The following is a 24,512-nucleotide window of genomic DNA, read 5'->3' as shown; positions in this document are numbered from 1 at the left end:
CTATTGTCCTCCTGTAGCTAGTTGCATAACTTTTTCTTGTGTAGCTTCTTGACGTGTTAATTCTCCACTAATTCTACCTTCATGCATGACCATAATACGATCACTGACTCCAATCACTTCTGGTAAATCTGAAGAGACCATAATAATCGGTACACCTCGTTCAGCCAATTCATTCATTAATTGGTAAATTTCACGCTTAGCTCCAACATCTACCCCACGAGTTGGCTCATCTAAAATCAGTACTTTTGGTGCAATACCTATCCATTTTGCTAAAACTACTTTCTGTTGATTACCACCAGAAAGTGTCCCAACTTCTTTATCTGGATAACCTGATTTAATTTGTAACCTATCAATTAAGCGTTGTACAAATATATCACTTGTTTTATTATCAAAAATGCCATTTTTAACAAAATCACGAGTACTAGGTAAAGTCATATTATCTTTGATAGAAAAATCTAAAATCAATCCCTCATCTTTACGATCTTCTGTTAAGAAACCAATTCCATGCTTAATTGCTTCAAAAGGATTTTTAATTATCAGTTCTTCTTCGTTTATTATAATTTGACCAGATTTTAAAGAATCAATTCCAAAAATTGCTCGCATTATTTCAGTACGACCAGCCCCCATCAAACCAGAAAAACCAAGAATTTCCCCTTGACGTACATAGAAAGAAACATCCGTAAAAGAATTACCAGAAAGATTCTTAGCTTGAAAAACAATATTCCCAATCTCAGCCTTTTTTTCTGGATAATAATCTTCTAATTCACGACCTACCATCTTTTGAACTAATTCATCCGCATTAGTTAACTTCGTTTTCTTGGTATCAATTACAAACCCATCTCTCATTACAGTTATAAGATCTGTGATCTTAAAGATTTCTTCCATCCGATGTGAAATATACACAATACCTACACCATCAGATTTTAATCCTTCTATCACTTTGAAAAGTGTTTCAGTTTCACGATCAGTTAAAGCTGCTGTAGGTTCATCCATAATTAACAAGGAAACTTCTGATAATAAACATTTTGCTATTTCTATCATTTGTTGTTGTCCAACTGATAATTGACCAATAATTGCATCGAGAGGAATAGAGATATTAAGACGTTTAAATGCTTCTTTAGCTTTCTTTTCCATACTAGCTTTATCTAGAAAGCCAATCGAATTTTTAATTTCTCTTCCTAAAAAAAGATTATCAAGTACAGTCATATCTGGCGAAGTATTCATTTCTTGATGAATAAAACTCAGTCCAAACCGTTCTGCTTCTTGAGGATTAGAAAATGTTTTTTCTTTTCCATCAATAAAAATAGTTCCTGAAGTAGCTGGAAAAAGACCAGTTAAAATATTCATTAAGGTTGACTTGCCTGCACCATTTTCTCCCATTAAAGCATGAACTTCTCCTGAATTAAGAACCAAATCAATACTTTCTAAAACACGATTATTCCCAAAAGATTTTGAAATGTTCTTCATTTCAATTTTCATAGGTAACCCCCTTCTAAATAATAACTCCTGATTGCAAGATTATATTCGAATATGGTGTATCTTCCCCAGTGCGAATAACTGCCTTTACTTTAGTATTCATAGCTTTCAATTCTTCGTGACTAATATATTCAATAATTATATTCGATCCTAAAAGGTCTAAAACTGCTTGCCACTGTTCTGTGTTTTGTTCTTTAATTTCTTCTGCTAAGAAAATTTTTTCAATAAGTACATGATCTGAATATTCTTTTAAAACTTCTAAAAAACTTGGACTACCTTTTCTTAATGCTAAATCAATTTTATCAACACCTTTTGGAACTGGCAATCCCAAATCTCCGATACAAACCCAATCCATATGACCTAAATCATCAGCTAGTTTTGCTATATTACTATTTAAAATCCCATATTTCTTCATATCCTGAATGCTCCTTTATTTCTTTCAAACTAGGCATACCTCCTTGTGCTCCAAATCTTTGAACAGAAAGATGTGAAGCAATCGTTGCAAAGGACAATGCAACATTCATCTCTTTTCCTTTTGAGATAGCATAAGCAAAAGCACCATTAAACGTATCTCCTGCTCCTGTAGTATCAACTACTTCAGCTTTTATAGCAGGAATTTTCTTAACTGCTGTCCCATCATAATAAATAGAGCCTTCAACTCCTAATGTTACAATCATTTTATTAGGATAAATTTTAATAATTTCCTCTAATTTCTTATCTGGAAAAAGCTCTGAACATTCATGCTCATTAGGAGTAATAAAATCACAAAAAGGAATCATCTCTTTGTCTGTTTCTCTAGCTGGTGCAGGATTGTAAAGAACCTTAACTTGATTTTCTTGGCAAAATTTAGCTATAGATAAGTTGGCTTCATGTGGTATTTCATTCTGTAATACAACAATACTTGCATCACTAAGTAATTTCCACTCATTTTTCCAATCATTTGTTTTAACTAAATTATTAGCTCCGGGATAATAAATAATCCTATTATCACCTCCATATAAAGTAATTTGTGCAACTCCTGTAGACTGTGGTACCGTTCCCACATATGCTGTAGAAATATCATTATTTTGCAGATTACTTAATAAATCTGCTGAAAAAATATCTTCTCCTACGTTCCCAAATATGTAAATATTATCTTCAACACTGGATAATCTACCAATAGCTACAGCTTGATTTGCACCTTTTCCACCTGGAACTATATTAAATGAATCGCCAAAAATCGTTTCACCTCCTTCTGGAATCCTTTTTGTTCTCATAACTAAGTCCATTGAAATGCTTCCAACAACAACAATTTTACTCATTTCTTTCTCCTTAATGTATTTCTTTCTATGTACCTAACAGGGAGTTTAATTTTAGCTTCATCTATAGAGAACTTATTTGCCATATTATAGATTAGCTTTGCAGCCTGTTCTCCCATTTTATATGATGATTGGTGGATAGTTGATAAAGAAGGATAAATAAATTGACTAAGTACAATATCATCATAACCAATGATTTGAATATCATCTGGAATTTTTTTCCCAATTGCTAAAATTTCATGAATATAAGCTATCGCATGAATATCAGAAGGTGCTATAATACTATCAATATTTGGATTTCTTTTTAGATTCTCTTTAGCTTCTTTTTGAATTTTTTCAAAGTCAAACGTTTCACTTTCTTCAATACAAATTTCTAAATTTTTATTCCTCAAATAGTTTAAACTTGCTTCAAATCGTTCCACAATATTCTCAGCTTTATCATCTAAAACTTTGATGATCATAACCTGCTCAGCGCCAGCATTCCAAATTGCTTTAGCAGCCAAACGTCCACCCAACTGATTATCAGAAAAAACACCATAGCCTGTATCTTTACTAATCCGGTCAACCACAACAACAGGTAATGTTAGATTTGGAAATTCCTTGGTAAAGTCAAGTGTTGTTATAATACCAGCTGCATTTGTTTTTAACAAAAGGTTTATATATTCTTCTAACGAATCATGATCTGAAATAGTACCAACCATAATCCTATAACCTTTATCTTTCAAATATGATTCGGCTCCTCGAACCAATCTTGGGAAGAAGGGATTAGAAATATCTGGCAATAAGAGTCCTACCATTTGATTTTTTTTAGTTTTTAAAGATTGTGCTAATACATTTGGTGTGTAATTTAATTTCTTGATAGCATTTTTTATCTTTTCTCTCGCATCATCTCCGACATAGCCTTTTTTCGAAATATATCTTGAAACTGTTGACTTTGATACTCCAGCTTCTTCAGCAACCTGTTTTATTGTAGTCATCACTCCTCCTTTTTTATTGTGGAACCGTTCCCTTATTTATATAGTAAGCGTTTTCTTTTATTTTGTCAATACTTTTTTAGAAATATTTTAAATTTATTTCAGAGTACACATGTTTTTACTAATCTTCTATTATAGTTGATTGAAACTAGAATAGTACGTCGTGACTGCTAAAATATTTCTAGAAATTAATTTTACTTTCTTGATTGATTTGTTTATATCTTATTTCAATCTACTATACTATTAGAGACGAAACACAACAAGACCTCCACTATATTGAGGAGGCCTTGGAGCAGCTAGGTTATTTAGTAAAAGACTAGAAGATTTTCTTCTCCCAATCATCTTCTGTACGGCGAGGGTAGAAAAACTCTGATTTGTCAGGAGCTTCCATCATCTCCATCAAGGGTAACATATCATAGGCCAGATCCAAGTTTGGAATCTGGTCTTTTTGCACCCAAGAAACTTCTCCTTCATCTGAAGAGCGAAGGCTACCAGAGAACTCAGTCGCCTTGTAACAAATGACAATATAGCGCCCACCTGTATCTAGTGGCCAATTTTTAATGCCGACAAGTTGAGGATTTTGGATAGTCAACCCTGTTTCTTCATAGATTTCACGAATGACAGACTCTGCGAAAGACTCGCCATTTTCTACATGGCCTCCTGGAAAGGCATAACCAGACCAACGATTGTTTTCAGGAGAGCGATATTGCATCACCACGCGCTGAGTTTCGGTGTCTTCAATCAGACAAATGTTTGTTAAAATTGTTAATTGGGAACGGGACATATTTTCTCCTTTAGATACTATTCTAATCTAACGCCTTGACTTCCAACATCATATCACGTATCTGAGCTGCCAGTTCAAAGTCAAGCACTTCAACGGCTTCTTGCATTTGTTTTTCTAGTTTCTTGACCAGTTCTTTGCGCTCTTGTTTGTTGAGGCTATTGATATCGACTTCCTTGTCTTCTTCCTTAGCAACTGCCTTGGTCACAGCAATCAGGTCACGAATTTCTTTCTTGATAGTTTGTGGAACGATACCATGTTCTTCATTATAGGCCATCTGGATTTTCCGACGGCGAGCAGTTTCATCGATGGCACGTTGCATAGACTGGGTAACCGTGTCCGCATACATGATGACATGCCCTTCACTGTTACGGGCGGCACGACCAATGGTCTGGATGAGTCCACGCTCGTTACGAAGGAAACCTTCCTTGTCAGCATCGAGAATAGCTACGAGGCTCACTTCCGGAACGTCAATTCCTTCACGGAGCAGGTTGATTCCGACCAAGACATCAAAGACACCCAAGCGTAGGTCACGGATAATCTCTGTCCGTTCCAAGGTCTTGATATCCGAGTGCATGTACTTAACCTTGATACCCATTTCCTTGAAGTAGTCGGTCAAATCTTCTGCCATTTTCTTGGTCAAAGTTGTGATAAAGGTTCGCTCGTTCTTTTCAACACGGGCATTAATTTCACCTAAGAGGTCATCAATCTGTCCCATTGTCGGACGGACTTCTACCTCTGGATCCAATAGTCCTGTTGGACGAATGATTTGCTCAATCACTGTCTCGGTCTGTTCATTTTCATAGTCACCAGGTGTCGCTGAAACGTAAACAATCTGGTGCACATGACTCTCAAACTCTTCACGACGGAGAGGACGATTGTCCAGAGCAGACGGCAAACGGAAACCATAATTTACTAACATTTCCTTACGAGAACGGTCTCCATTATACATGCCCTTGATTTGTCCCATAGTCATGTGACTCTCGTCAATCATAATCAAGAAATCATCTGGGAAGAAGTCGAGAAGCGTATAAGGAGGCTCACCTTCGCTACGTCCATCCATGTGGCGTGAATAGTTCTCAACCCCGTTGGTATAGCCCATCTCCCGCAGCATCTCAATATCATACTCTGTCCGCTGTTTCAAACGTTGCGCTTCAAGCAATTTACCTTCCTTCTCAAAGACAGCTAACTGCTCTTCCAATTCGGCCTGAATCTTGGCAATGGCAACTTCCATGTGGTCGTCATTGGTCACAAAGTGAGTAGCTGGGAAAATAGCCAAATGATCCACTTCTCCCAACACCTGACCTGTCAGAGCCTCAACCTCACGGATACGGTCAATTTCGTCTCCGAAGAACTCTACTCGAAAGGCATGTTCATCACGGGAAGCTGGGAAAATCTCCACCACATCCCCACGCACACGAAATCTTCCGCGTTGGAAATCAATATCATTTCGCTCAAACTGGATATCCACCAAGTCATTCAAGAGTTTATCACGAGAAATTTCAAGACCTGGACGCAGACTAACGACACTATCAGCGTATTCCTTGGGCGAACCCAGACCATATATACAAGAGACTGAAGCTACGACAATGACATCATTACGCTCCAAAAGAGCTGAAGTCGCTGAGTGTCGGAGCTTATCAATCTCGTCATTGACAGAGCTATCCTTTTCAATATAGGTATCGCTAGAAGGGACATAGGCTTCTGGCTGGTAATAGTCATAGTAGGATACAAAATACTCAACAGCATTTTCAGGAAAAAATTCCTTAAACTCCCCATAGAGCTGTCCTGCTAGAGTCTTATTGTGGGCAATGACCAGAGTTGGTTTATTGACTTTGGAAATGACCTGACTCATGGTATAGGTCTTCCCTGTTCCAGTCGCCCCCATCAGAATCTGAGCTTTTTCTCCCCCCTCGATATTATCAACCAACTGCTCGATAGCTTGGGGTTGATCTCCTGATGGTTGGTATTTTGATACTAGTTTAAATTGATTGTCTGTAATGCGATTAATCATAAGAATCCTCTCTCGATGTGCTATTCCTATTTTAGCATACTTGTAGCATTTTCACGAAGAAAAGGACGGACCAAAGTCACATCCTTTCATTTTCTTTCTTTAATTGATAGGCGAGATAGACAATCAGCAGTAGCAAGACTAGACTTGTCATGATAGATCCTTCGATACCAAAAGAGCCACCTGATAGCCAGCTCTGATCGCCTTGTGGTAAAAAGGTCATCAGCGATGTTCCTGACAGCTGACCACTAACTAAAATCCCAAATAGATTTCCCTGAGCAAAATTCCAGGCGCCATGAATACCTGCAACACCCCAAACTGTATCGGTTTTGAGGAGGTAAAGTGACATAGCAACTCCGAATAAAAAGAGATTCACTAGAGATAGAGGTGTGAGACCCGAATTGCCCATATGAAGCAGGGTAAAGAATAGGCTAGATATAAGAACAGCAAGTTTTAGATTAGTTCTTGAGGCCAATTGGGGAAGGAGCCAAGCACGGGCCACCACTTCTTCTGCTGTCCCCTGTAAAATCCAAAATGGGATAGTAAAGACAACAAAGGCAAGCGAATAAGGATTTAAGTGAATAGACTCAAAACGATATTGCCCCAAGGCCACTAAACCTAACAAGGTCAGAAGAAAAAGTGCCAGACCTAGCCCAAATCCTTTCAGAAGATTGCTGAGGAAATTCTCTCTATAAAATCCCAAAGTTCGAATAGGTCTTTTCTCAACTTTTCTAGTCCATCTGAACACAGTGTTGAGAATAAAACCAAAGGCCAGCAATTCTAAAATTAAACGAAAATCACCTGTTTTATCCATCAAGCTCTGCTGCAAAGCCTGCAAGTAGGTTGCAAGATTTTGACCAGCCTCTCCAAAATTTCTAGCAAGTCCGATGAGAGCTAACAAACTAATACCATACAGAGTATAAGCCACAAACTCTCCTATGAAGACAAAAGCAAAGGCTAACAAGGGGCTTGTGTAAATGTTTAAACTCATTTTTGAAGCTTGGAAGTCTTTAAATATTCTTTTGTTCTTCATATCCCTGTCCTCTTTTCTCCTATATATACTATTATTATAGCACTTTATAGTAGCAATTCAAGAAAGAAAAGGAAAAAACAATGTTATATTTTCTGACACAGAAATATAAAAATTTGCCTTTTTTTACTTTTTCTGATATAATGGGAAAATATTCGGAAAAGGAGACTAAAAATGAAGAAAAAATTTCTAGCATTTTTGCTAATTTTATTCCCAATTTTCTCATTAGGTATTGCCAAAGCAGAGACGATTAAGATTGTTTCTGATACCGCCTATGCACCTTTTGAGTTTAAAGATTCAGATCAAACTTATAAAGGAATTGATGTTGACATTATCAACAAAGTCGCTGAGATTAAAGGATGGAACATTCAGATGTCCTATCCTGGATTTGATGCAGCGGTAAATGCGGTTCAAGCTGGTCAAGCTGACGCTATCATGGCAGGGATGACAAAGACTAAAGAACGTGAAAAAGTCTTCACCATGTCTGATACTTACTATGACACAAAAGTTGTCATTGCAACTACAAAGGCACACAAGATTAGTAAATATGACCAATTAACTGGCAAAACCGTTGGTGTTAAAAACGGAACTGCTGCTCAACGTTTTCTTGAAACAATCAAAGATAAATACGGTTTTACTATTAAAACATTTGACACTAGTGATTTGATGAACAACAGCTTAAGTGCTGGTGCCATCGATGCCATGATGGATGACAAACCTGTTATCGAGTATGCCATTAACCAAGGTCAAGACCTCCATATCGAAATGGATGGTGAAGCTGTAGGTAGCTTTGCTTTCGGTGTTAAAAAAGGTAGCAAATACGAGCACCTAGTCACTGAATTTAACCAAGCCTTGGCTGAAATGAAAAAAGATGGTAGTCTTGATAAAATCATCAAGAAATGGACTGCTTCATCATCTTCAGCAGTGCCAACTACAACTACTCTAGCAGGATTAAAAGCTATTCCTGTTAAAGCTAAATACATCATTGCCAGCGATTCTTCTTTTGCACCTTTTGTTTTCCAAAACTCAAGCAACCAATTTACTGGTATTGATATGGAATTGATTAAGGCAATCGCTAAAGACCAAGGCTTTGAAATTGAAATCACCAACCCTGGTTTCGATGCAGCTATCAGTGCTGTCCAAGCTGGTCAAGCAGATGGTATCATTGCTGGTATGTCTGTCACAGATGCTCGTAAAGCAACTTTTGACTTCTCAGAATCATACTACACAGCCAATACTATCCTTGGTGTCAAAGAATCAAGCACCATTGCTTCTTATGAAGATTTGAAAGGAAAGACAGTCGGTGTTAAAAACGGAACTGCTTCTCAAACCTTCCTAACTGAAAATCAAAGCAAATACGGCTACAAAATCAAAACCTTCGCTGATGGTTCATCAATGTATGACAGTTTAAACACTGGTGCCATTGATGCTGTTATGGATGATGAGCCTGTTCTCAAATATTCTATCAGCCAAGGGCAAAAATTGAAAACACCAATCGCTGGAACTCCAATCGGTGAAACAGCCTTTGCTGTTAAAAAAGGAGCAAATCCAGAATTGATTGAAATGTTCAATAACGGACTTGCAAACCTTAAAGCAAACGGTGAATTCCAAAAGATTCTTGATAAATACCTAGCTAGCGAATCTTCAACTGCATCAACAAGCACTGTTGATGAAACAACTATCTGGGGCTTGCTTCAAAACAACTACAAACAACTCCTTAGCGGTCTTGGTATCACTCTTGCTCTAGCTCTCATCTCATTTGCTATTGCCATTGTTATCGGGATTATCTTCGGTATGTTTAGCGTTAGCCCCTACAAATCTCTTCGTGTGATTTCTGAGATTTTCGTTGACGTTATCCGTGGTATTCCTTTGATGATTCTTGCAGCCTTCATCTTCTGGGGAATTCCAAACTTCATCGAGTCTATTACAGGCCAACAAAGTCCAATTAACGACTTCGTAGCCGGTACTATTGCTCTATCGCTCAATGCAGCTGCTTATATCGCTGAGATTGTTCGTGGTGGTATTCAAGCCGTTCCAGTTGGTCAAATGGAAGCCAGCCGAAGCTTGGGTATCTCTTATGGAAAAACCATGCGTAAGATTATCTTGCCACAAGCAACTAAATTGATGTTGCCAAACTTTGTTAACCAATTCGTTATCGCTCTTAAAGATACAACCATCGTATCTGCTATCGGTTTGGTTGAACTCTTCCAAACTGGTAAGATTATCATCGCCCGTAACTACCAAAGTTTCAAGATGTATGCAATCCTTGCTATCTTCTATCTTGTAATTATCACACTTTTGACTAGACTAGCGAAACGCTTAGAAAAGAGGATTCGTTAATGGCAAAATTAAAAATTGATGTAAATGATTTACACAAAAACTACGGAAAAAATGAAGTTTTAAAAGGAATTACGACTAAGTTCTATGAAGGGGATGTTGTTTGTATCATCGGTCCTTCAGGTTCTGGTAAGTCAACCTTCCTCCGTAGCCTCAATCTTCTAGAAGAAGTCACTAGTGGTCACATCACTGTGAACGGTTATGACTTAACTGAAAAAACAACCAATGTTGACCACGTCCGTGAAAATATCGGAATGGTTTTCCAACACTTCAACCTTTTCCCACACATGTCTGTATTGGACAACATTACTTTTGCTCCTACTGAGCACAAGTTAATGACTAAGGAAGAAGCTGAGAAATTGGGAATGGAGTTGCTTGAGAAGGTTGGGCTAGCAGATAAAGCTAATGCTAACCCAGATAGCCTATCAGGTGGTCAAAAACAACGTGTGGCCATCGCTCGTGGACTAGCAATGAATCCAGACATCATGCTCTTTGATGAACCAACTTCTGCCCTTGACCCTGAGATGGTCGGAGACGTACTGAACGTTATGAAGGAATTGGCTGAGCAAGGCATGACCATGATTATCGTAACCCATGAGATGGGATTTGCCCGTCAGGTTGCCAACCGCGTTATCTTTACTGCAGATGGTGAATTCCTTGAAGACGGAACACCTGATCAAATCTTTGATAACCCACAACACCCACGTCTGAAAGAGTTCTTGGACAAGGTCTTAAACGTCTAAACTCAAACTGTAAGGATTTCCTTGCAGTTTTTTTCTATCTCGTATTGGATTTTTTGATTTTTCGGAAAATTATGTTAGAATTAAGTTTATGAAATGAGATTTCCTCATACCTAGCAAGACTAGGAATAAAAATAGAAATTAGGTAGCTAGATGTCATCTAAGGTTATTGTTACAATTTTCGGTGCGAGTGGAGACCTGGCTAAACGCAAGCTCTACCCTTCTCTTTTTAGACTTTATAAATCCGGCAATCTTTCCGAACACTTTGCCGTTATTGGAACTGCTCGTCGTCCTTGGAGCAAGGAATATTTTGAATCTGTTGTTGTTGAATCTATCCTTGATTTGGCAGATAGTACCGAACAGGCTCAAGAGTTCGCTAGCCACTTCTACTATCAAAGTCATGATGTCAATGATACAGATCACTACATTGCTTTACGTCAATTGCAGGCTGAACTCAATGATAAGTACCAAGCTGAAGACAACAAGCTCTTCTTCTTGTCTATGGCACCTCAGTTCTTTGGAACTATTGCCAAACACCTTAAGTCTGAAAACATTGTAGATGGTAAAGGTTTTGAGCGTTTAATCGTTGAAAAACCATTTGGTACAGATTACGCAACTGCAAGCAAGTTGAATGACGAGCTCCTAGCAACATTTGACGAAGAACAAATTTTCCGTATTGACCATTATCTTGGTAAGGAAATGATTCAAAGTATCTTTGCAGTTCGCTTTGCAAACTTGATTTTTGAAAACGTTTGGAACAAAGACTTTATCGACAATATTCAAATTACTTTTGCGGAGCGCTTGGGTGTAGAAGAACGCGGTGGCTACTATGATGAATCTGGTGCCCTTCGTGATATGGTTCAAAACCATACACTCCAACTTCTATCCCTCCTTGCCATGGACAAACCAGCAAGCTTCACAAAAGACGAGATTCGTGCTGAAAAGATTAAGGTCTTTAAAAACCTCTATCACCCAACTGATGAAGAACTTAAAGAACACTTTATCCGTGGTCAATACCGTTCAGGTAAGATTGATGGCATGAAATACATCTCTTACCGTAGCGAGCCAAATGTAAATCCAGAATCAACAACTGAAACCTTTGCGTCTGGTGCTTTCTTTGTAGACAGTGATCGATTCCGTGGTGTTCCTTTCTTCTTCCGTACGGGTAAACGTCTGACTGAAAAAGGAACTCATGTCAACATCGTCTTCAAACAAATGGACTCTATCTTTGGTGAGCCACTTGCTCCAAACATTTTGACCATCTATATCCAACCAACAGAAGGATTCTCTCTCAGTCTAAATGGGAAGCAAGTAGGAGAAGAATTTAATTTGGCTCCTAACTCACTTGATTACCGTACAGACGCGACCGCAACTGGTGCTTCTCCAGAACCATACGAAAAATTGATTTATGATGTCCTAAATAACAACTCAACTAACTTTAGCCACTGGGACGAAGTGGGTGCGTCATGGAAATTGATTGACCGTATCGAAGAGCTCTGGGACGAAAATGGTGCCCCACTTCATGACTATAAAGCTGGAAGCATGGGACCTCAAGCTAGCTTTGACTTACTTGAAAAATTCGGTGCCAAATGGACTTGGCAACCAGATATTGCCTATCGTCAAGATGGTCGTTTAGAATAAAAAAATTTCCTGCAAGTTTGTTCCTTGCAGGATTTTTGTTTATGATTAGATTAAGCCTTCCAAGAGACCCTTCATAAAGTTTTCTGAGTTAAACTCTCCAATATCATCTATTTTTTCACCAAAACCAATCAATTTTACAGGAATATTGAGTTCTTCTCGGATGGCTAGAACAACACCACCTCGAGCAGTTCCATCAATCTTGGTCAAAACTATTCCTGTCAAAGGGGTAATTTTTGAAAATTCTTTGGCCTGTACAAGAGCGTTTTGACCTGTTGATGCATCAAGTGCCAAGAAGGTTTCATGTGGTGCTTCTGGCACAACACGTTTGATAATACGACCAATCTTTTCCAACTCAGCCATGAGGTTATCCTTATTTTGCAGACGACCAGCAGTGTCAATCATAAGAATATCAATACCTTCAGCCACGGCACGTTCCATGCCATCAAAGACTACACTGGCTGGATCAGCTTTTTCAGCTCCAGTTACAACTGGAACGTCCACACGACGGCCCCATTCAGCTAGCTGAGCTACCGCTCCTGCACGGAAGGTATCTGCTGCAACCAACATGACCTTCTTACCTGCTTGTTTGTAGCAGTGGGCTAGTTTCCCGATAGAAGTTGTTTTCCCAACACCATTCACACCAACAAAGAGCATGACTGTCAAGCCATCTTGGAAGTGGATTCTTTCATCGTAGTTGCCATCCTTTTCATAAAGCTCAACCAATTTCTCAATGATGACACGGCGAAGTGCGTCGGGTTTCTTGGCGTTTTCAAGCTTGGCTTCGTAGCGTAGTTCCTCCGTTAAGTTAGAAGCGACTTGGACACCAACGTCACTCATGATCAGCAGTTCTTCCAGTTCCTCGAAAAATTCTTCGTCAACAGAGCGAAAATTAGCAAAGAAGGCATTCAAGCGGGCACCGAAGCCTGTACGAGTTTTCTTAAGACTTCGGTCATATTTTTCCTGAACAGTTTCTTCTACCTGAGGCGTTTCTGGTTCAAGAACTTCAGAATTATTTTCTTCTACAGTCTCTAGGTGCTCAGGATTCTCTTCCTCTGGGACTTCTTGTGAATTTGAAAGTTCTTCTACTTGTTGAACTTCTTCAACTGGCTCTAAATCCTGACTATCTTCAACTGTCTCTTGATTTTCCTCTTCTTGGAGCAGAGCTTCTTCAGAATTTTCAATCTCTGCTTCTTCATGAGGAAATTCCTCAGCTTCTGTTAAGGCAGGCTCAACATCTTCAGACAAATCAAGATTTTCCAGAGCTTCTTTTACAACTTCTTCGATTTTAGGTTCTTCTTTTTTTCCGAATAGACGGTCAAATAATCCCATATCTTAGTTCTCCTTTAGCACATATTCTTCGATAGCCCAGGCGACAGCTTCCTCATCATTGGTCATTGGAGTTACCACATTTGCGACTGCCTTGACTTCAGGAACAGCGTTTTGCATGGCAACACCGAGCCCTGCCCACTCAATCATAGAAAGGTCATTGGCCTCATCACCACAGGCCATGACTTGACTTTGGTCGATTCCAAGATGGCTGATTAGTTTAGCCAAACCTGTTGCTTTGTGAACATTCTTTGGTGACCACTCTAGCAACATTTCACGCGATTTAAAGATTTCATATTGGTCAAACAATTCTGGAGAAATCTTCTGAATGGCTGCATCCAAGGGTTCTTGAGCAAAGGCAGTCACGCATTTATTGTAAGTCATTTGACTAGATAGATCTTCAAAGTCCAATGGAACAAAGGTCAATGCTGGATTAAATTTGGCATAAAGACTTTCTTGGTCCGATTGGATTTGATAAACAGTTCCTTCTGAGATGGCATCAAGAGGCAGTGACAATTTCTCTGTTTCTTCATACAAACGTGCCACATCATCATATGAAAAGACTGTCTTATCAAGGATTTCACCTGTATTTTTCTGAACCAAACCACCATTAAAAGTAATCGTATACTCATCTTCATGGCCGTCAGTCCCTAGCTCATGGAGAAAGAAATCCATAGCTTTTAAGGGACGACCAGTTGTCAATACGACCTTGATACCACGATCACGCGCAGCTTTCAAGGTTGCTTTGGTACGATCCGTCAACCTTTTATCAGTAGTCAGCAAGGTCCCATCCAAGTCCAATGCAATCAATTTTATATCTGCCATTATAAGCCCTCCATATAAGCTATAACCGACTGGTCCTTATGGTGACCAATCACAGTCTCTGCTAATTCTAAAATTTCAGGTCGTGCATTTTCAGGAGCTACAGGATGTCCCACAACCTGCATCATATGTAAGTCATTAAGATTGTCTCCAAAAGCCATAACCTGATCCATTGTGATACCAAGTTTTTTAGCTAATTCAACAATGGCCACTCCCTTATCGACATAGTCCAGAACAATATCAATGGATTCAAAACCAGTTGTCATGGCCTTAACACCAGGGACATTTTCATTAACCCAAGCTTCCCCAGCTTCCAGCGTTTCTTCTGTGAAGTTGGTTGTAAATTTGAAAATGTCATCTGTGATATCTTCTAGACTCGTTACTTTTTGGATATTTTCATTATAGTGCTGACTCACTTTTAAATAGGTCTCATCAACCGTATCTAGAACATAAGCTCCCTTTTTACCCGTCAAGAGCAGTTTATTGATATCTACATAAGGTGACGTTTTCAGCTTTTCAAAAGTCGTCAAATAAAACTCACGAGACATGGTCGCTTCATACAAGTCTTGACCTCGATACTCTACCAAACTGCCATTTTCCGCGATAAAAATGATGTCATCACGAACATCAGAAAATAATTTTTCTAAGGATAGAAATCCACGCCCCGAAGCTACTGCAAAGTAAATCCCTTTTTCCTTGTAGAAACCTAAGAGAGACTTGAGGCGGTCCATATCAAAGCGCCCGTTTCCATCTAGAAAAGTTCCGTCCATATCTGTTGCTACTAGTTTAATTGTCATTCTTCAATACTTTCTAAATCTTTTAACTTCACCGAAACAATTTTTGAGACACCTGATTCTTGCATAGTCACTCCATAGATAGAATCAGCCGCTGCCATGGTTCCCTTACGGTGGGTCACGACGATGAACTGACTATCCTTGTCAAAGCGGTTGAGGTAATCTCCAAAGCGTTTAACATTAGCTTCGTCCAGCGCAGCTTCCACCTCATCCAAGATGACAAATGGGATAGTCTTAACTCGAATGATAGAGAAAAGCAAAGCTAGAGCCGACAGGGATTTTTCCCCACCACTCATGAGGTTAAGCGACTGGATTTTCTTACCTGGAGGTTGAACAGAAATCTCCACACCAGCTGTCAGCAAGTCTCCCTCAGTCAAAATGAGGTCCGACTGACCTCCACCAAACATCTGCTTGAAAGTCACTTTAAAGGACTCACGAATGGCTTCAAAAGTTGATTTAAAGCGTTCCTTGACCTCATCATTCATCTCTGTAATGGTCTCAAGGAGCAGGTTTTTCGCTGACAAAATGTCATCTCGCTGGCTATTGAGGAAATCCAGACGGCTGTGAACTTCTTCGTACTGGTCAATAGCTTCCAAATTGACAGGACCCAGTGAGCGAATAGCCTTCTCTAAATCCTGCACCTCTTGCTCTGCCATATTGAGATTTTCCAACTCATGAGACTTTTCTAAAGCTTCTGTATAGCTAATCTGATACTGGTCTGTTAATTGACTTTGTAGATGGCGCAAGCGCTCGCTGACCTTTTCTTTCTTGGCTTCAGCACGAGTTTGCTTGCGAATCCACTCTTCATTCTGCTGGCGAGCCTGTTCCAAATGACTGGCAATATCATCCAGCTGACCTTCTATATCATCCAACTCAAACTGCTTGCGAATCAAACCTTGTTGGAGATTTGTTTTCTGAGTTTTGGCTTCTTCGGCCTGCTGGTCTAGAAGCTCCGTATCAACCTTTTCAAGATTGTCAACCTTTTCTTGGAGAAGGCGCTGGATTTCCTCTTGCTCGATATCTAAATTGTCTAATTCCTTGCCTAAACGTTCAATATCCGCAACTTCGTAACGTTTTTGTCCTTGAAGTTCAGTCTTAAGCAAGCGAGCTTGCGCTAGCTCTTCCTGCAAGTTTTGATAGCGTTCTTGGATGGCATTTTTGTTAGACTTAATCTCTTCAATCTCAGCTTCCAGATTTTGCTTGTCACTGGCAATAGTAGCAAGGCGTGCTTGACATTTTTCCTTATCCGCTTGCCAATCTCCCTCAGAAAGACGATCTAATTCCTCTTCTTGGAGTTTCCAAAGAGTTTCTAGTTCTTCAACTTGCTGACTGGTCTGCTGATAAGCGAGGGACAAGCCTTGCTCCTGAATACGTGCCTGTTCTCCCTGAGATTTAATACCTTCTAATCTTTCTGTCAATCTAGCCATCTGGTCTTGTAAGGTCTTCAAAGCCACTTCTTCTGAACGAAGACTTGCTTCCTCTTCAGCAATTTCTTTTTGTAATTGCTCCAGTTCTGGCTTGATGAAGATGCTGTTGTTCTGACGATTGGCTCCACCTGCATAGGAACCACCTGTACGCAGCTCTGTCCCATCCAATGTCACCATGCGAACCTGATAACGAACTTGTCGAGCAGCTTCACGCGCATGTTCTACGGTATCAAAGATAGCCGTCGTAGCTAGCAAGTTTTTGAAAATGGCTTCCAGTCTAGTATCAAATGTCACCAACTCATCTGCCATGCCCAAAAATCCCGGACTTGTAGCGATAGCATCTTGGTTCTGACTAGAAATCGTACGAGCCTTGATCGTTGTCAACGGAAGGAAGGTTGCACGACCGGCTCTGTTCCGTTTGAGGAAATCAATGGCCTTGGTTGCCGCGTTCTCATCTTCCACAATAATATGCTGACTACTCGATCCAAGCGCAATCTCTAGGGCTGTTTGATAATGCACATCAAAGGTCAGGTGCTCACTGACTGCACCAATAATCCCACCAAGGCGATCTTTTTCTTGGAGAACACTCTTAACACCTGCATAAAAGTTACTATGATTTCTCAGGATATTTTCCAAACTCTGAGCTCTCGCCTGCTTGTTTTTGAGATTATCCAGACGGTCAAAGAGTTGGCTTTGTTGAGCTTGATAGGAAGTTTTCTGTTCCTCTTGCTCCTTGGCAATAGCTTGGTAGTCGGCCAATAATTTCTGAACTTGCTCCTTGGCAGTTTTAAGCTCAGCCTTTTGCTGACTTGCCTTTTCTTTAGCTGTAGCCAGTTGTTCTTTCAGCTTTTCTAGTTGATCTGCTTGTTTTTGAGAAAGCTGACGACTATTTTCCAACTCGTTTTCGATACGGGTCAACTGGTTTGAGACATCCGCTTCTTCTTGTAAAAGAGCTACAAAGCGTTCACGCAAGAGCTCAATCATTTGATCAGGATCATCTGAAAAAGCCAGTAATTCAGCTTCTAAACGATTGAGTTTTTGATTATTTTGGACTAGATTTTCTTCTAAGAGAGCTAAAGAACTTTCTTTATCAGATTTTTCTTTGCTAAGTGAATTTCTCTTATCCTCCAAAGCAGCCAAACGAGCTTGTGCTTCCTGTTGATTCAGGGCTACTTGCTCAGATTCTAATTTCGATAGGGCTAATTTTCTCTCTAAATCACTAATCAGACTGGTCAAATCCATCAAACTGCCTTGGTCTTTGGCCATTTCAGCTTGTAAATCTTGGCGTTGCTTTTTAAGAGTTTGGTTTTCTTCTTCTAATTTTTCACGCTTTTGGTAATAGCTAGTTAAGAGTTCCTGAACCTGTGCCAACTCTTCTGCTGTCGAGTCTAGTTCAGCCTTATTTTCCTTGATTTGAGCAACCAGAACGTCTAAATAAATAGCCTTACGTTGTCCTTCCAAGTCTAAAAACTTACGAGCATTCTCAGCTTGCTTCTCAAGAGGCTTAATTTGATTATCCAACTCGTAGATAATGTCTTCAAGACGATCTAGATTATCCTGAGTTTGTTGCAATTTGCTCTCTGTCTCTTTTCTACGAGTCTTGTATTTCAAAACTCCTGCAGCTTCTTCGAAAATAGCACGACGTTCCTCAGGTTTGGAATTAAAAATCTCCTCAACCTTGCCTTGTGAAATGATAGAAAAAGAATCTCGTCCCAAACCTGTATCCAAGAAAAGATCATGAATATCACGCAGACGGACTTTCTTGCCATCAATCTTATATTCGCTATCTCCACTACGGTAGATATGGCGTTCTACCCTGATTTCTTGACCAGCATCCTTGATAAATCCGTCATGATTATCCAAAGTCACAACTACAGAAGCATAATTGAGCGGTTTGCGACTTTCGGTCCCAGCAAAGATAACATCAGGCATCTTGCCACCACGTAGGCTCTTAACACTGGACTCCCCCAAGGCCCAACGCAGACTTTCTGTAATATTCGACTTTCCAGAGCCATTGGGTCCAACGACTGCCGTCACACCTTGGTCAAAGACAACCTTGGTCTTGTCAGCAAAAGACTTGAATCCCTGAATTTCGATTTCCTTTAAATACATGAATCCAGCCCTTTCTCAACGGCATTTTTGGCAGCTTCCTGCTCTGCTAATTTCTTAGAACGACCTTGACCTTGACCAATACTCTTACCTTCTACAAGAACTTCTACATCAAAGACCTTATCATGGGCAGGACCCGTTTCAGAAATCACCTGATAACGGATAGCTACATCCCCATTAACCTGAAGCAACTCTTGGAGATGGGTTTTGTAGTCTGTAATCATCTCAAACTCGCCTGCTTCAACCTTAGGAATCATGACTTGATAGATAAATTCCTTGACCTTGGTCACATCCTTGTCCAAAAGAAGGGCACCAAGAAAGGCCTCAAAGGCATCACCAAGAATGGTGTCACGATTGCGACCACCAGATTTTTCTTCCCCTTTACCAAGTTTGATAAACTGGTCAAACTGGCAATCACGCGCAAAACCAGCCAAACTCTCCTCACGGACAATCATGGCACGTAGTTTAGACAGGTCACCCTCAGGCTTTTTAGGATATTTTTTATACAGATATTCTGAAATCAATAACTGTAGAACAGCGTCTCCTAAAAATTCCAAGCGTTCATTGTGTGAAATTTTTAAGAGGCGGTGCTCATTGGCATAACTCGTATGAGTAAAGGCAGTTTCCAGTAACTTTTTGTCTGCAAATTCGATTGCAAAATGGTTCTTTAGTACAGTTTGTAATTCTTTCATACCAACCTCTTTCTAACTGATAACAGTCCTTTTTATTATATCAAAAAAAGCCCCCTGAGTCACTTTAAAACGGGACTAGAGAGGATTTGAGCATTCTTTAGAATATGATTTTCAGTTTTAGGGACACATTTAGAGCAGTGTAAAGAAAAAAGCCCTATTTAAAGGCTTTTTTAGGATGTTTACATCCACCCTGAGGGAATCGAACCCCCATCTCAAGAACCGGAATCTTACGTGATATCCATTACACTAAGGGTGGAAACTTGTTTTATTATAACAGAATTTTGCTCTAATAACAAGTTTTTTTCTGGCCATATAGCCCGTCTTAGTGGGAAGCATCCCCGTTCCAGATAGAGTTTTTCACGATCACATAATCAACGTGTTTAAGGTCAGCAACCTGACGTCCACCTGCATAAGAAATGGCACTTTGAAGGTCTTGTTCCATCTCAGTTAAAGTGTCTTGCAAGTGTCCTTTGGCAGGAAGCAAGATGCGTTTGCCTTCCACGTTTTTGTAGGCGCCTTTTTGATATTGTGAAGCTGAACCATAGTACTCTTTGAACTGTTCACCATCAACTTCAATCGTTTTCCCTGGACTCTCGATATGTCCTGCAAAGAGGGAACCAATCATAACCATGCTAGCACCGAAACGGATAGACTTGGCAATATCGCCGTGAGTACGAATTCCTCCATCAGCGATAATTGGTTTACGGGCAGCCTTGGCACACCAGCGAAGAGCAGCCAACTGCCAACCACCTGTACCAAAACCAGTCTTGACTTTGGTGATACAAACCTTACCAGGACCGATTCCAACCTTAGTAGCATCCGCACCCGCATTTTCCAACTCGCGAACTGCTTCTGGTGTTCCCACATTTCCAGCAATAACAAAAGTATCTGGCAATTCTTTCTTGATGTGTTGAATCATAGAAATCACGCTATCTGCATGACCATGAGCGATGTCAATCGTGATGTATTCTGGAGCATCAGCCTTGAGCTGGCTAACGAAATCATACTCATAGTCCTTAACACCGACAGATATAGAAGCAATAAGCCCTTGATCGTGCATACGTTTGATAAAGGGAATGCGTCCTGCTTCATCAAAACGGTGCATAATGTAGAAGTAACCACCTTTAGCCAGTTGCTCTGCTACATTTTCATCCAAAATCGTCTGCATATTAGCTGGCACAACAGGTAGTTTAAAGGTGTGATTTCCTAGAGTGACACTTGTATCTGCTTCTGCACGGCTTTTAATCACACATTTATTTGGAATCAATTGAATATCTTCGTAATCAAAAATTGGAAATTCATTTAACATATCGATGTCTCGTTTCTTTTGTAATGACCTACCTATGCTCTCGCATCACTACGCCTTTTCCGACGTTTCCTTAATTTATTATAAACTAAAGTACAGTTTTTGTCAAATAATTTTATAAATTAAATCAAATCGTTCGGATTTTTACTTATACCAAAAACAAAAAAAGTGGAGAGTTTATTTTATCCCCACTTCTTTAGTAATATTACTTTTAAAAGTTTCTTCGGAGTTTTCCATCATTTCACAAAATTCACTATAGGATGAAGACTCCCGAGAAATTTGGATAGACCATTTCTTCAACAAAGCTCCATAACCTGCTAGCTTCCCTATCTCATTATCAACAACCTTGTCCTCGCTCGGAAAAACAAGACCAGCCTTCTCAGCTTTTAAAATATAAGAATAGGAAATCAGTTGGAACAAGTCCTCACGGTTTATTCCTTTTTCAGTATCTTCAAGCTTTTTATATTTAGCGTCTAACACAATTTTTAAATCTCTATTATAGAAATCTGGATAAACTTTTCGTTCTCGACTAGAAAATACTGAAATTCCGTCCGTCTTATCTTTATTTCGTGGATGGATGAAATCTTTTGGCAACAAAGTATGAACATACTCTTCCCAAAGCCAGGCAACATCAAAAAGAATACCATGAATTTTTTGATCTTGATATCCTAAGCCGTGCTTTTCTTGGTTTAGGATCATCAGACAAAGTTCTTGTAACTTTCTGTACTCGTGAAAGTATGCATGACGTATAGGTTTAGATTGATTTCCCCGAATAATCTTAGCACGATCAGCTAGTTTATAAGAAGTCGTTACACGCACAATTTCAGCTACGTTTTCACGACTAGTTGAGAGATTATCTAGTACCCCTTGACCAATGCTTTTCTGGTTCTTAATGTATTCAATAGTGTGACGGACCAACTGCATGAGGGGATTATCATAGGTGAACTCTCTCGTTGTGTAGGCAATATTTCCCGTGAAAGGAAGGTTTTTCTTGAGATGCTTTCTTACATCAATCACTCCCTTAACATGACTGTCGTTATGAGAAAATCTCTGGTATTCCTTATAAAGACCTTTTCGGAGAGCAGCTTGAAGATACTTGGGAAAGAGATACATCAAAAGTTGATAGAGTTTATCTTCACGCGACAAAGCTACATCTAAACTAGTGAGATTGATATGAAGAACCTTGTGTAAGAGATAATGCAAAAAATGGTCATTACTCTCATCAGAAAAGCGAGAGGAAATCGTTAATCGTTCCTGACCACACCCCAGAAAACCAATCACATTTCCAGTCTTGATTTTCTGATTAACTGTTTCAAAGATTTTTTGGTCCTTCTCTAAGTCAGGAGAATTCTTCAAATCATTTGGAAAAATAAAGATATTGTCCTCTTTAGAAAGATTATCCAGTGTTCTATCAAGAAGTGCTTGACTTAGTTTGGGATATTCTGCGACAAAGCCTTCCTTAGCAATTCTATGCTGATTATCAGTTATCCGCATCATTATCACCAGTATCTTGCGGTTCTGTTCGCTCGTTATTTATCAGATCAAATGCTTTTTTCAAAGTTTCCAGAGTTTCAAATTCCTCATAAGTACCCCGTACATAATCTTCCAAAAGCGGTTTGAGATAATCAGACCAGAGTAATTCATAGTCAAAATCTACATCCTTCAAGTTAAGGAAATAACTTGGTCCGATATGGTAATGACTGTTTAATTCTTGAATATTTTCAATAGCAGCATTCAAGTTTCTTAGACGAATTTTTGCTTCTTCAGCTTTATCACCAAGAGCAGTATCGAGCATACCTAATTGGCTTTCAGCAGTAACTTCAACAAAACGGAAACGACGACGCATAGCAAAATCAAAGGTGTCCACCGAGCGGTCAATATCATTCATTGTTCCAATTATATAGACATTCTCTGGAATATAGAACTTGTCATCAGTCTTGTGTAAGTTAGCATACTGAGTAGAAACACTTCCCTTTTCACCACGATAGCCAGGGTCGATAGAGAAAAAGAGTTCGCCAAAAATCTTAGAAATCTCCCCACGATTGATCTCATCGATGATGAAGACAAAATTCTTGTCTGTTTCAACCTCTTCTGGAGAAATATAGTCTTTCAAACCAAATCTTTTCTTTAAAGTTTCAAGGACTTTTTTTCCTTGGTTATGATAATAGGGCTGTTTCAGATAGTTTTCATCTTTATATAGTTCATAAACATAAGATTTTGTTAAGACAGTTCCTTGGGCTTTAGTTTCATAATTGATATTAAAATTATTTCGACTATTTACTGTTAGATAGGAAAATTCTGTCAAATATTCTTTTTCATCTCTGTTATTTACATACTCAAGATAAAGATCCCAAGCTTCATCAAAATTATCTTGACCTCCAATCTTCTTAGAATCTATAGCATTCTGACAAAACTTCTTAAAAATACCTTCTTTTAATTTAAAAAATATACTGCCATCCTCATTTGAATCCGGTCTTAAACCCTCAACAAAATCCGTATAATCATAAGATGGATGAAACTGTACAAAGCCGATTTGATCTTCGTTTCCATCCGTTAATTCTTTAGCAATTTCTTTAGCAAGATAAGTTTTTCCCGTCCCCGGTGCACCACGGAGGATGAGATTTTTGGATTGTAATAAGATATTCTTATACTCGTTGATATTTTCTGACATGTTTATCTCTTCCTTTTCTGATTCTCTATAAAAACTAGTGAAATTATCATAAAACTCTTTTAAAATATCGTTAGGTTCAGCAGTTGATTCCAACTCTAAGTCCTTGACAAAGTATTTATAATCTAAATCTTCATCTCGATTATTACTATACCATTTTACTATTTTAAATTCTGTGAGTTTAAATCTCTGAAAACCACACCTTATATTTATCCATGAGTTATCCATGTCACTCAGCCTATAACCAAAGTAAGGTGATTTAATATATCCATTACCACTCTTTGGACCAAAATGACCTGTGTTAAGCATTTCAACTTTGTACGGAATACCCTCAATAGTCAGAGCAGGGTAAATATGTTCAGCTCCATCTAATTTTTGAGAACGTTTACTTTCTATATCTTTTAAATTATAGATATTTGCTTGATTCACAAATTTAGACAAAAATTCTTTGAAGACTTTATAACACTCTGATTTAATTCCACTTTTTACAAATTCATAAGATTTATTTATAAAAGGTAAAATCTCATTTAATGAATTTTCATCCTCAATAAAATACTCAGCATCAAGTGTCCAACCGAATGAATCAGGCTTCTTATTAAACAACAAAATATCTGAATCATGAAGACTCTTAGAGAGAACGGCAATCTTTATTCCTTTATTTTGAAAATTAATCTCTATAAAATTTTGTAACTTCCCTTTCCTATTTTTAACCTGAAAAGAAATATAACTTTTTGTTTGATTTTCAATTGCATCTGGGAATTCTTTTTTTATCCTGTCAATGACAGTTTGTTTTGAAACCATTGTGTTTTCCTTGCTTATTAAAAATTTATTGTTAGACGTAAATTATATTTGTTTCGTTCAAAGTAAGATATTTTACTTTATAGAAACCACATTCTATTAATATATTCTGCATCTAGCATATCATATCTATCAAAAAATGAAAAGAATTTCTAAAGAAAAAGCCTAGTGTAGGGTGGGGTATTCCCTCTTAACACTAGACTTATTTGGCTCTTTGTCAACTGTAGTGGGTTGAAGAAAAGCTAAGATCGAGAAAGGACGAAATTTGTCCTTTCTTTTTTG

Annotated in this window: 18 protein-coding genes, 1 tRNA gene and 1 pseudogene; 4 read left to right on the top strand and 16 right to left on the bottom strand. The window is 38.8% G+C overall.

The genetic code is table 11. The features are described from left to right. The 4 genes from N8M09_RS07910 to N8M09_RS07895 are packed head-to-tail and all read right to left on the bottom strand — an operon-like array spanning position 1 to position 3,751. Positions 1-1,479, bottom strand: coding sequence for a sugar ABC transporter ATP-binding protein (locus N8M09_RS07910; protein ID WP_261064792.1), 1,479 nt, complete (start codon positions 1,477-1,479; stop codon positions 1-3). 13 nt (positions 1,480-1,492) lie between these two features. After that, positions 1,493-1,891, bottom strand: a complete 399-nt coding sequence (gene rbsD / locus N8M09_RS07905; protein WP_000759836.1) for a D-ribose pyranase — start codon at positions 1,889-1,891, stop codon at positions 1,493-1,495. After that, complete coding sequence (rbsK, locus tag N8M09_RS07900; RefSeq protein ID WP_000036806.1) at positions 1,866-2,777, bottom strand: ribokinase; 912 nt, start codon at positions 2,775-2,777, stop codon at positions 1,866-1,868. The genes rbsD and rbsK overlap by 26 nt, the downstream gene beginning before the upstream one ends. Next, on the bottom strand, positions 2,774-3,751 hold the full coding sequence (locus tag N8M09_RS07895; RefSeq protein ID WP_000207598.1) for a LacI family DNA-binding transcriptional regulator: 978 nt from the start codon (positions 3,749-3,751) through the stop codon (positions 2,774-2,776). The genes rbsK and N8M09_RS07895 overlap by 4 nt, the downstream gene beginning before the upstream one ends. 245 nt (positions 3,752-3,996) lie before the next feature. On the opposite strand from N8M09_RS07895, the pseudogene N8M09_RS07890 reads away from it, so the two are divergent. Beyond that, positions 3,997-4,068 (top strand): annotated as a pseudogene (locus N8M09_RS07890) (DNA-binding transcriptional regulator); the annotation flags it as partial. On the opposite strand, the gene N8M09_RS07885 reads toward N8M09_RS07890, so the two are convergent. From N8M09_RS07885 to N8M09_RS07875, 3 genes are all read right to left on the bottom strand, one after another. Further along, a complete protein-coding gene (locus N8M09_RS07885; protein WP_261064791.1) occupies positions 4,065-4,532 on the bottom strand; it encodes an 8-oxo-dGTP diphosphatase in 468 nt (155 codons plus the stop codon). The pseudogene N8M09_RS07890 and the gene N8M09_RS07885 overlap by 4 nt on opposite strands. A 22-nt stretch (positions 4,533-4,554) precedes the next feature. Further along, the gene (gene uvrB / locus N8M09_RS07880) at positions 4,555-6,543 is read right to left on the bottom strand and encodes an excinuclease ABC subunit UvrB (protein WP_049544180.1); all 1,989 of its coding nucleotides are present in this window, start codon (positions 6,541-6,543) and stop codon (positions 4,555-4,557) included. A gap of 76 nt (positions 6,544-6,619) precedes the next feature. Further along, on the bottom strand, positions 6,620-7,573 hold the full coding sequence (locus N8M09_RS07875) for a CPBP family intramembrane glutamic endopeptidase (RefSeq protein WP_261064790.1): 954 nt from the start codon (positions 7,571-7,573) through the stop codon (positions 6,620-6,622). Positions 7,574-7,744: 171 nt separating this feature from the next. Between N8M09_RS07875 and N8M09_RS07870 the strand changes: the two genes are divergently transcribed. The 3 genes from N8M09_RS07870 to zwf all read left to right on the top strand — a co-directional run bounded on the left by N8M09_RS07870 (position 7,745) and on the right by zwf (position 12,288). After that, positions 7,745-9,910: an ABC transporter substrate-binding protein/permease gene (locus tag N8M09_RS07870; protein WP_078228414.1), complete on the top strand. Its 2,166-nt coding sequence runs from the start codon at positions 7,745-7,747 to the stop codon at positions 9,908-9,910. After that, the gene (locus N8M09_RS07865) at positions 9,910-10,650 is read left to right on the top strand and encodes an amino acid ABC transporter ATP-binding protein (protein ID WP_049522441.1); all 741 of its coding nucleotides are present in this window, start codon (positions 9,910-9,912) and stop codon (positions 10,648-10,650) included. Before N8M09_RS07870 ends, N8M09_RS07865 begins: the two co-directional genes overlap by 1 nt. A 150-nt stretch (positions 10,651-10,800) precedes the next feature. Then, positions 10,801-12,288 carry a glucose-6-phosphate dehydrogenase gene (gene zwf / locus N8M09_RS07860; protein ID WP_261064789.1) on the top strand — a complete coding sequence of 496 codons (1,488 nt, stop codon included), beginning with the start codon at positions 10,801-10,803 and terminating at the stop codon, positions 12,286-12,288. Positions 12,289-12,333: 45 nt separating this feature from the next. Here the strand turns inward: zwf and ftsY are convergent, their stop codons facing one another. The 9 genes from ftsY to N8M09_RS07815 form a co-directional block, all read right to left on the bottom strand. After that, positions 12,334-13,617: a signal recognition particle-docking protein FtsY gene (gene ftsY, locus N8M09_RS07855; RefSeq protein ID WP_261064788.1), complete on the bottom strand. Its 1,284-nt coding sequence runs from the start codon at positions 13,615-13,617 to the stop codon at positions 12,334-12,336. 3 nt (positions 13,618-13,620) lie between these two features. Next, positions 13,621-14,439 (bottom strand): Cof-type HAD-IIB family hydrolase, encoded by an 819-nt coding sequence (locus N8M09_RS07850; protein ID WP_070479008.1) that lies wholly within the window; start codon positions 14,437-14,439, stop codon positions 13,621-13,623. After that, positions 14,439-15,233, bottom strand: a complete 795-nt coding sequence (locus N8M09_RS07845) for a Cof-type HAD-IIB family hydrolase (RefSeq protein ID WP_261064787.1) — start codon at positions 15,231-15,233, stop codon at positions 14,439-14,441. Before N8M09_RS07845 ends, N8M09_RS07850 begins: the two co-directional genes overlap by 1 nt. Beyond that, complete coding sequence (gene smc / locus N8M09_RS07840) at positions 15,230-18,769, bottom strand: chromosome segregation protein SMC (protein ID WP_261064786.1); 3,540 nt, start codon at positions 18,767-18,769, stop codon at positions 15,230-15,232. Before smc ends, N8M09_RS07845 begins: the two co-directional genes overlap by 4 nt. Beyond that, positions 18,760-19,458 (bottom strand): ribonuclease III, encoded by a 699-nt coding sequence (gene rnc, locus N8M09_RS07835; RefSeq protein WP_000661482.1) that lies wholly within the window; start codon positions 19,456-19,458, stop codon positions 18,760-18,762. The genes smc and rnc overlap by 10 nt, the downstream gene beginning before the upstream one ends. Before the next feature lie 184 nt (positions 19,459-19,642). Then, positions 19,643-19,714: transfer RNA gene (locus N8M09_RS07830), tRNA-Arg, on the bottom strand. A gap of 66 nt (positions 19,715-19,780) precedes the next feature. Beyond that, on the bottom strand, positions 19,781-20,767 hold the full coding sequence (locus N8M09_RS07825) for a GMP reductase (protein WP_000931164.1): 987 nt from the start codon (positions 20,765-20,767) through the stop codon (positions 19,781-19,783). A gap of 174 nt (positions 20,768-20,941) precedes the next feature. Continuing rightward, complete coding sequence (locus N8M09_RS07820) at positions 20,942-22,261, bottom strand: McrC family protein (RefSeq protein WP_261064785.1); 1,320 nt, start codon at positions 22,259-22,261, stop codon at positions 20,942-20,944. Then, positions 22,245-24,233: an McrB family protein gene (locus N8M09_RS07815; protein WP_261064784.1), complete on the bottom strand. Its 1,989-nt coding sequence runs from the start codon at positions 24,231-24,233 to the stop codon at positions 22,245-22,247. The genes N8M09_RS07820 and N8M09_RS07815 overlap by 17 nt, the downstream gene beginning before the upstream one ends. Between the last annotated feature and the right edge of the window lie 279 nt (positions 24,234-24,512).

The sequence above is a fragment of the Streptococcus mitis genome, from assembly GCF_946190375.1.
Classification (GTDB): Bacteria; Bacillota; Bacilli; order Lactobacillales; family Streptococcaceae; genus Streptococcus; species Streptococcus mitis_CJ.
The sequence above is the reverse complement of the archived record's forward strand: the minus strand, read 5'-3'. Positions and strand labels throughout refer to the sequence as shown.

Bases quoted from the DNA above. Each gene is read 5' to 3' on its own strand.
- N8M09_RS07820 (WP_261064785.1), bottom strand. From the start codon at position 22,261: ATGATGCGGATAACTGATAATCAGCATAGAATTGCTAAGGAAGGCTTT.
- smc (WP_261064786.1), bottom strand. From the start codon at position 18,769: ATGTATTTAAAGGAAATCGAAATTCAGGGATTCAAGTCTTTTGCTGAC.
- N8M09_RS07845 (WP_261064787.1), bottom strand. From the start codon at position 15,233: ATGACAATTAAACTAGTAGCAACAGATATGGACGGAACTTTTCTAGAT.
- N8M09_RS07870 (WP_078228414.1), top strand. From the start codon at position 7,745: ATGAAGAAAAAATTTCTAGCATTTTTGCTAATTTTATTCCCAATTTTC.
- N8M09_RS07825 (WP_000931164.1), bottom strand. From the start codon at position 20,767: ATGTTAAATGAATTTCCAATTTTTGATTACGAAGATATTCAATTGATT.
- N8M09_RS07865 (WP_049522441.1), top strand. From the start codon at position 9,910: ATGGCAAAATTAAAAATTGATGTAAATGATTTACACAAAAACTACGGA.
- rnc (WP_000661482.1), bottom strand. From the start codon at position 19,458: ATGAAAGAATTACAAACTGTACTAAAGAACCATTTTGCAATCGAATTT.
- N8M09_RS07850 (WP_070479008.1), bottom strand. From the start codon at position 14,439: ATGGCAGATATAAAATTGATTGCATTGGACTTGGATGGGACCTTGCTG.
- rbsD (WP_000759836.1), bottom strand. From the start codon at position 1,891: ATGAAGAAATATGGGATTTTAAATAGTAATATAGCAAAACTAGCTGAT.
- uvrB (WP_049544180.1), bottom strand. From the start codon at position 6,543: ATGATTAATCGCATTACAGACAATCAATTTAAACTAGTATCAAAATAC.
- N8M09_RS07910 (WP_261064792.1), bottom strand. From the start codon at position 1,479: ATGAAAATTGAAATGAAGAACATTTCAAAATCTTTTGGGAATAATCGT.
- N8M09_RS07875 (WP_261064790.1), bottom strand. From the start codon at position 7,573: ATGAAGAACAAAAGAATATTTAAAGACTTCCAAGCTTCAAAAATGAGT.
- zwf (WP_261064789.1), top strand. From the start codon at position 10,801: ATGTCATCTAAGGTTATTGTTACAATTTTCGGTGCGAGTGGAGACCTG.
- N8M09_RS07815 (WP_261064784.1), bottom strand. From the start codon at position 24,233: ATGGTTTCAAAACAAACTGTCATTGACAGGATAAAAAAAGAATTCCCA.
- N8M09_RS07895 (WP_000207598.1), bottom strand. From the start codon at position 3,751: ATGACTACAATAAAACAGGTTGCTGAAGAAGCTGGAGTATCAAAGTCA.
- ftsY (WP_261064788.1), bottom strand. From the start codon at position 13,617: ATGGGATTATTTGACCGTCTATTCGGAAAAAAAGAAGAACCTAAAATC.
- N8M09_RS07885 (WP_261064791.1), bottom strand. From the start codon at position 4,532: ATGTCCCGTTCCCAATTAACAATTTTAACAAACATTTGTCTGATTGAA.
- rbsK (WP_000036806.1), bottom strand. From the start codon at position 2,777: ATGAGTAAAATTGTTGTTGTTGGAAGCATTTCAATGGACTTAGTTATG.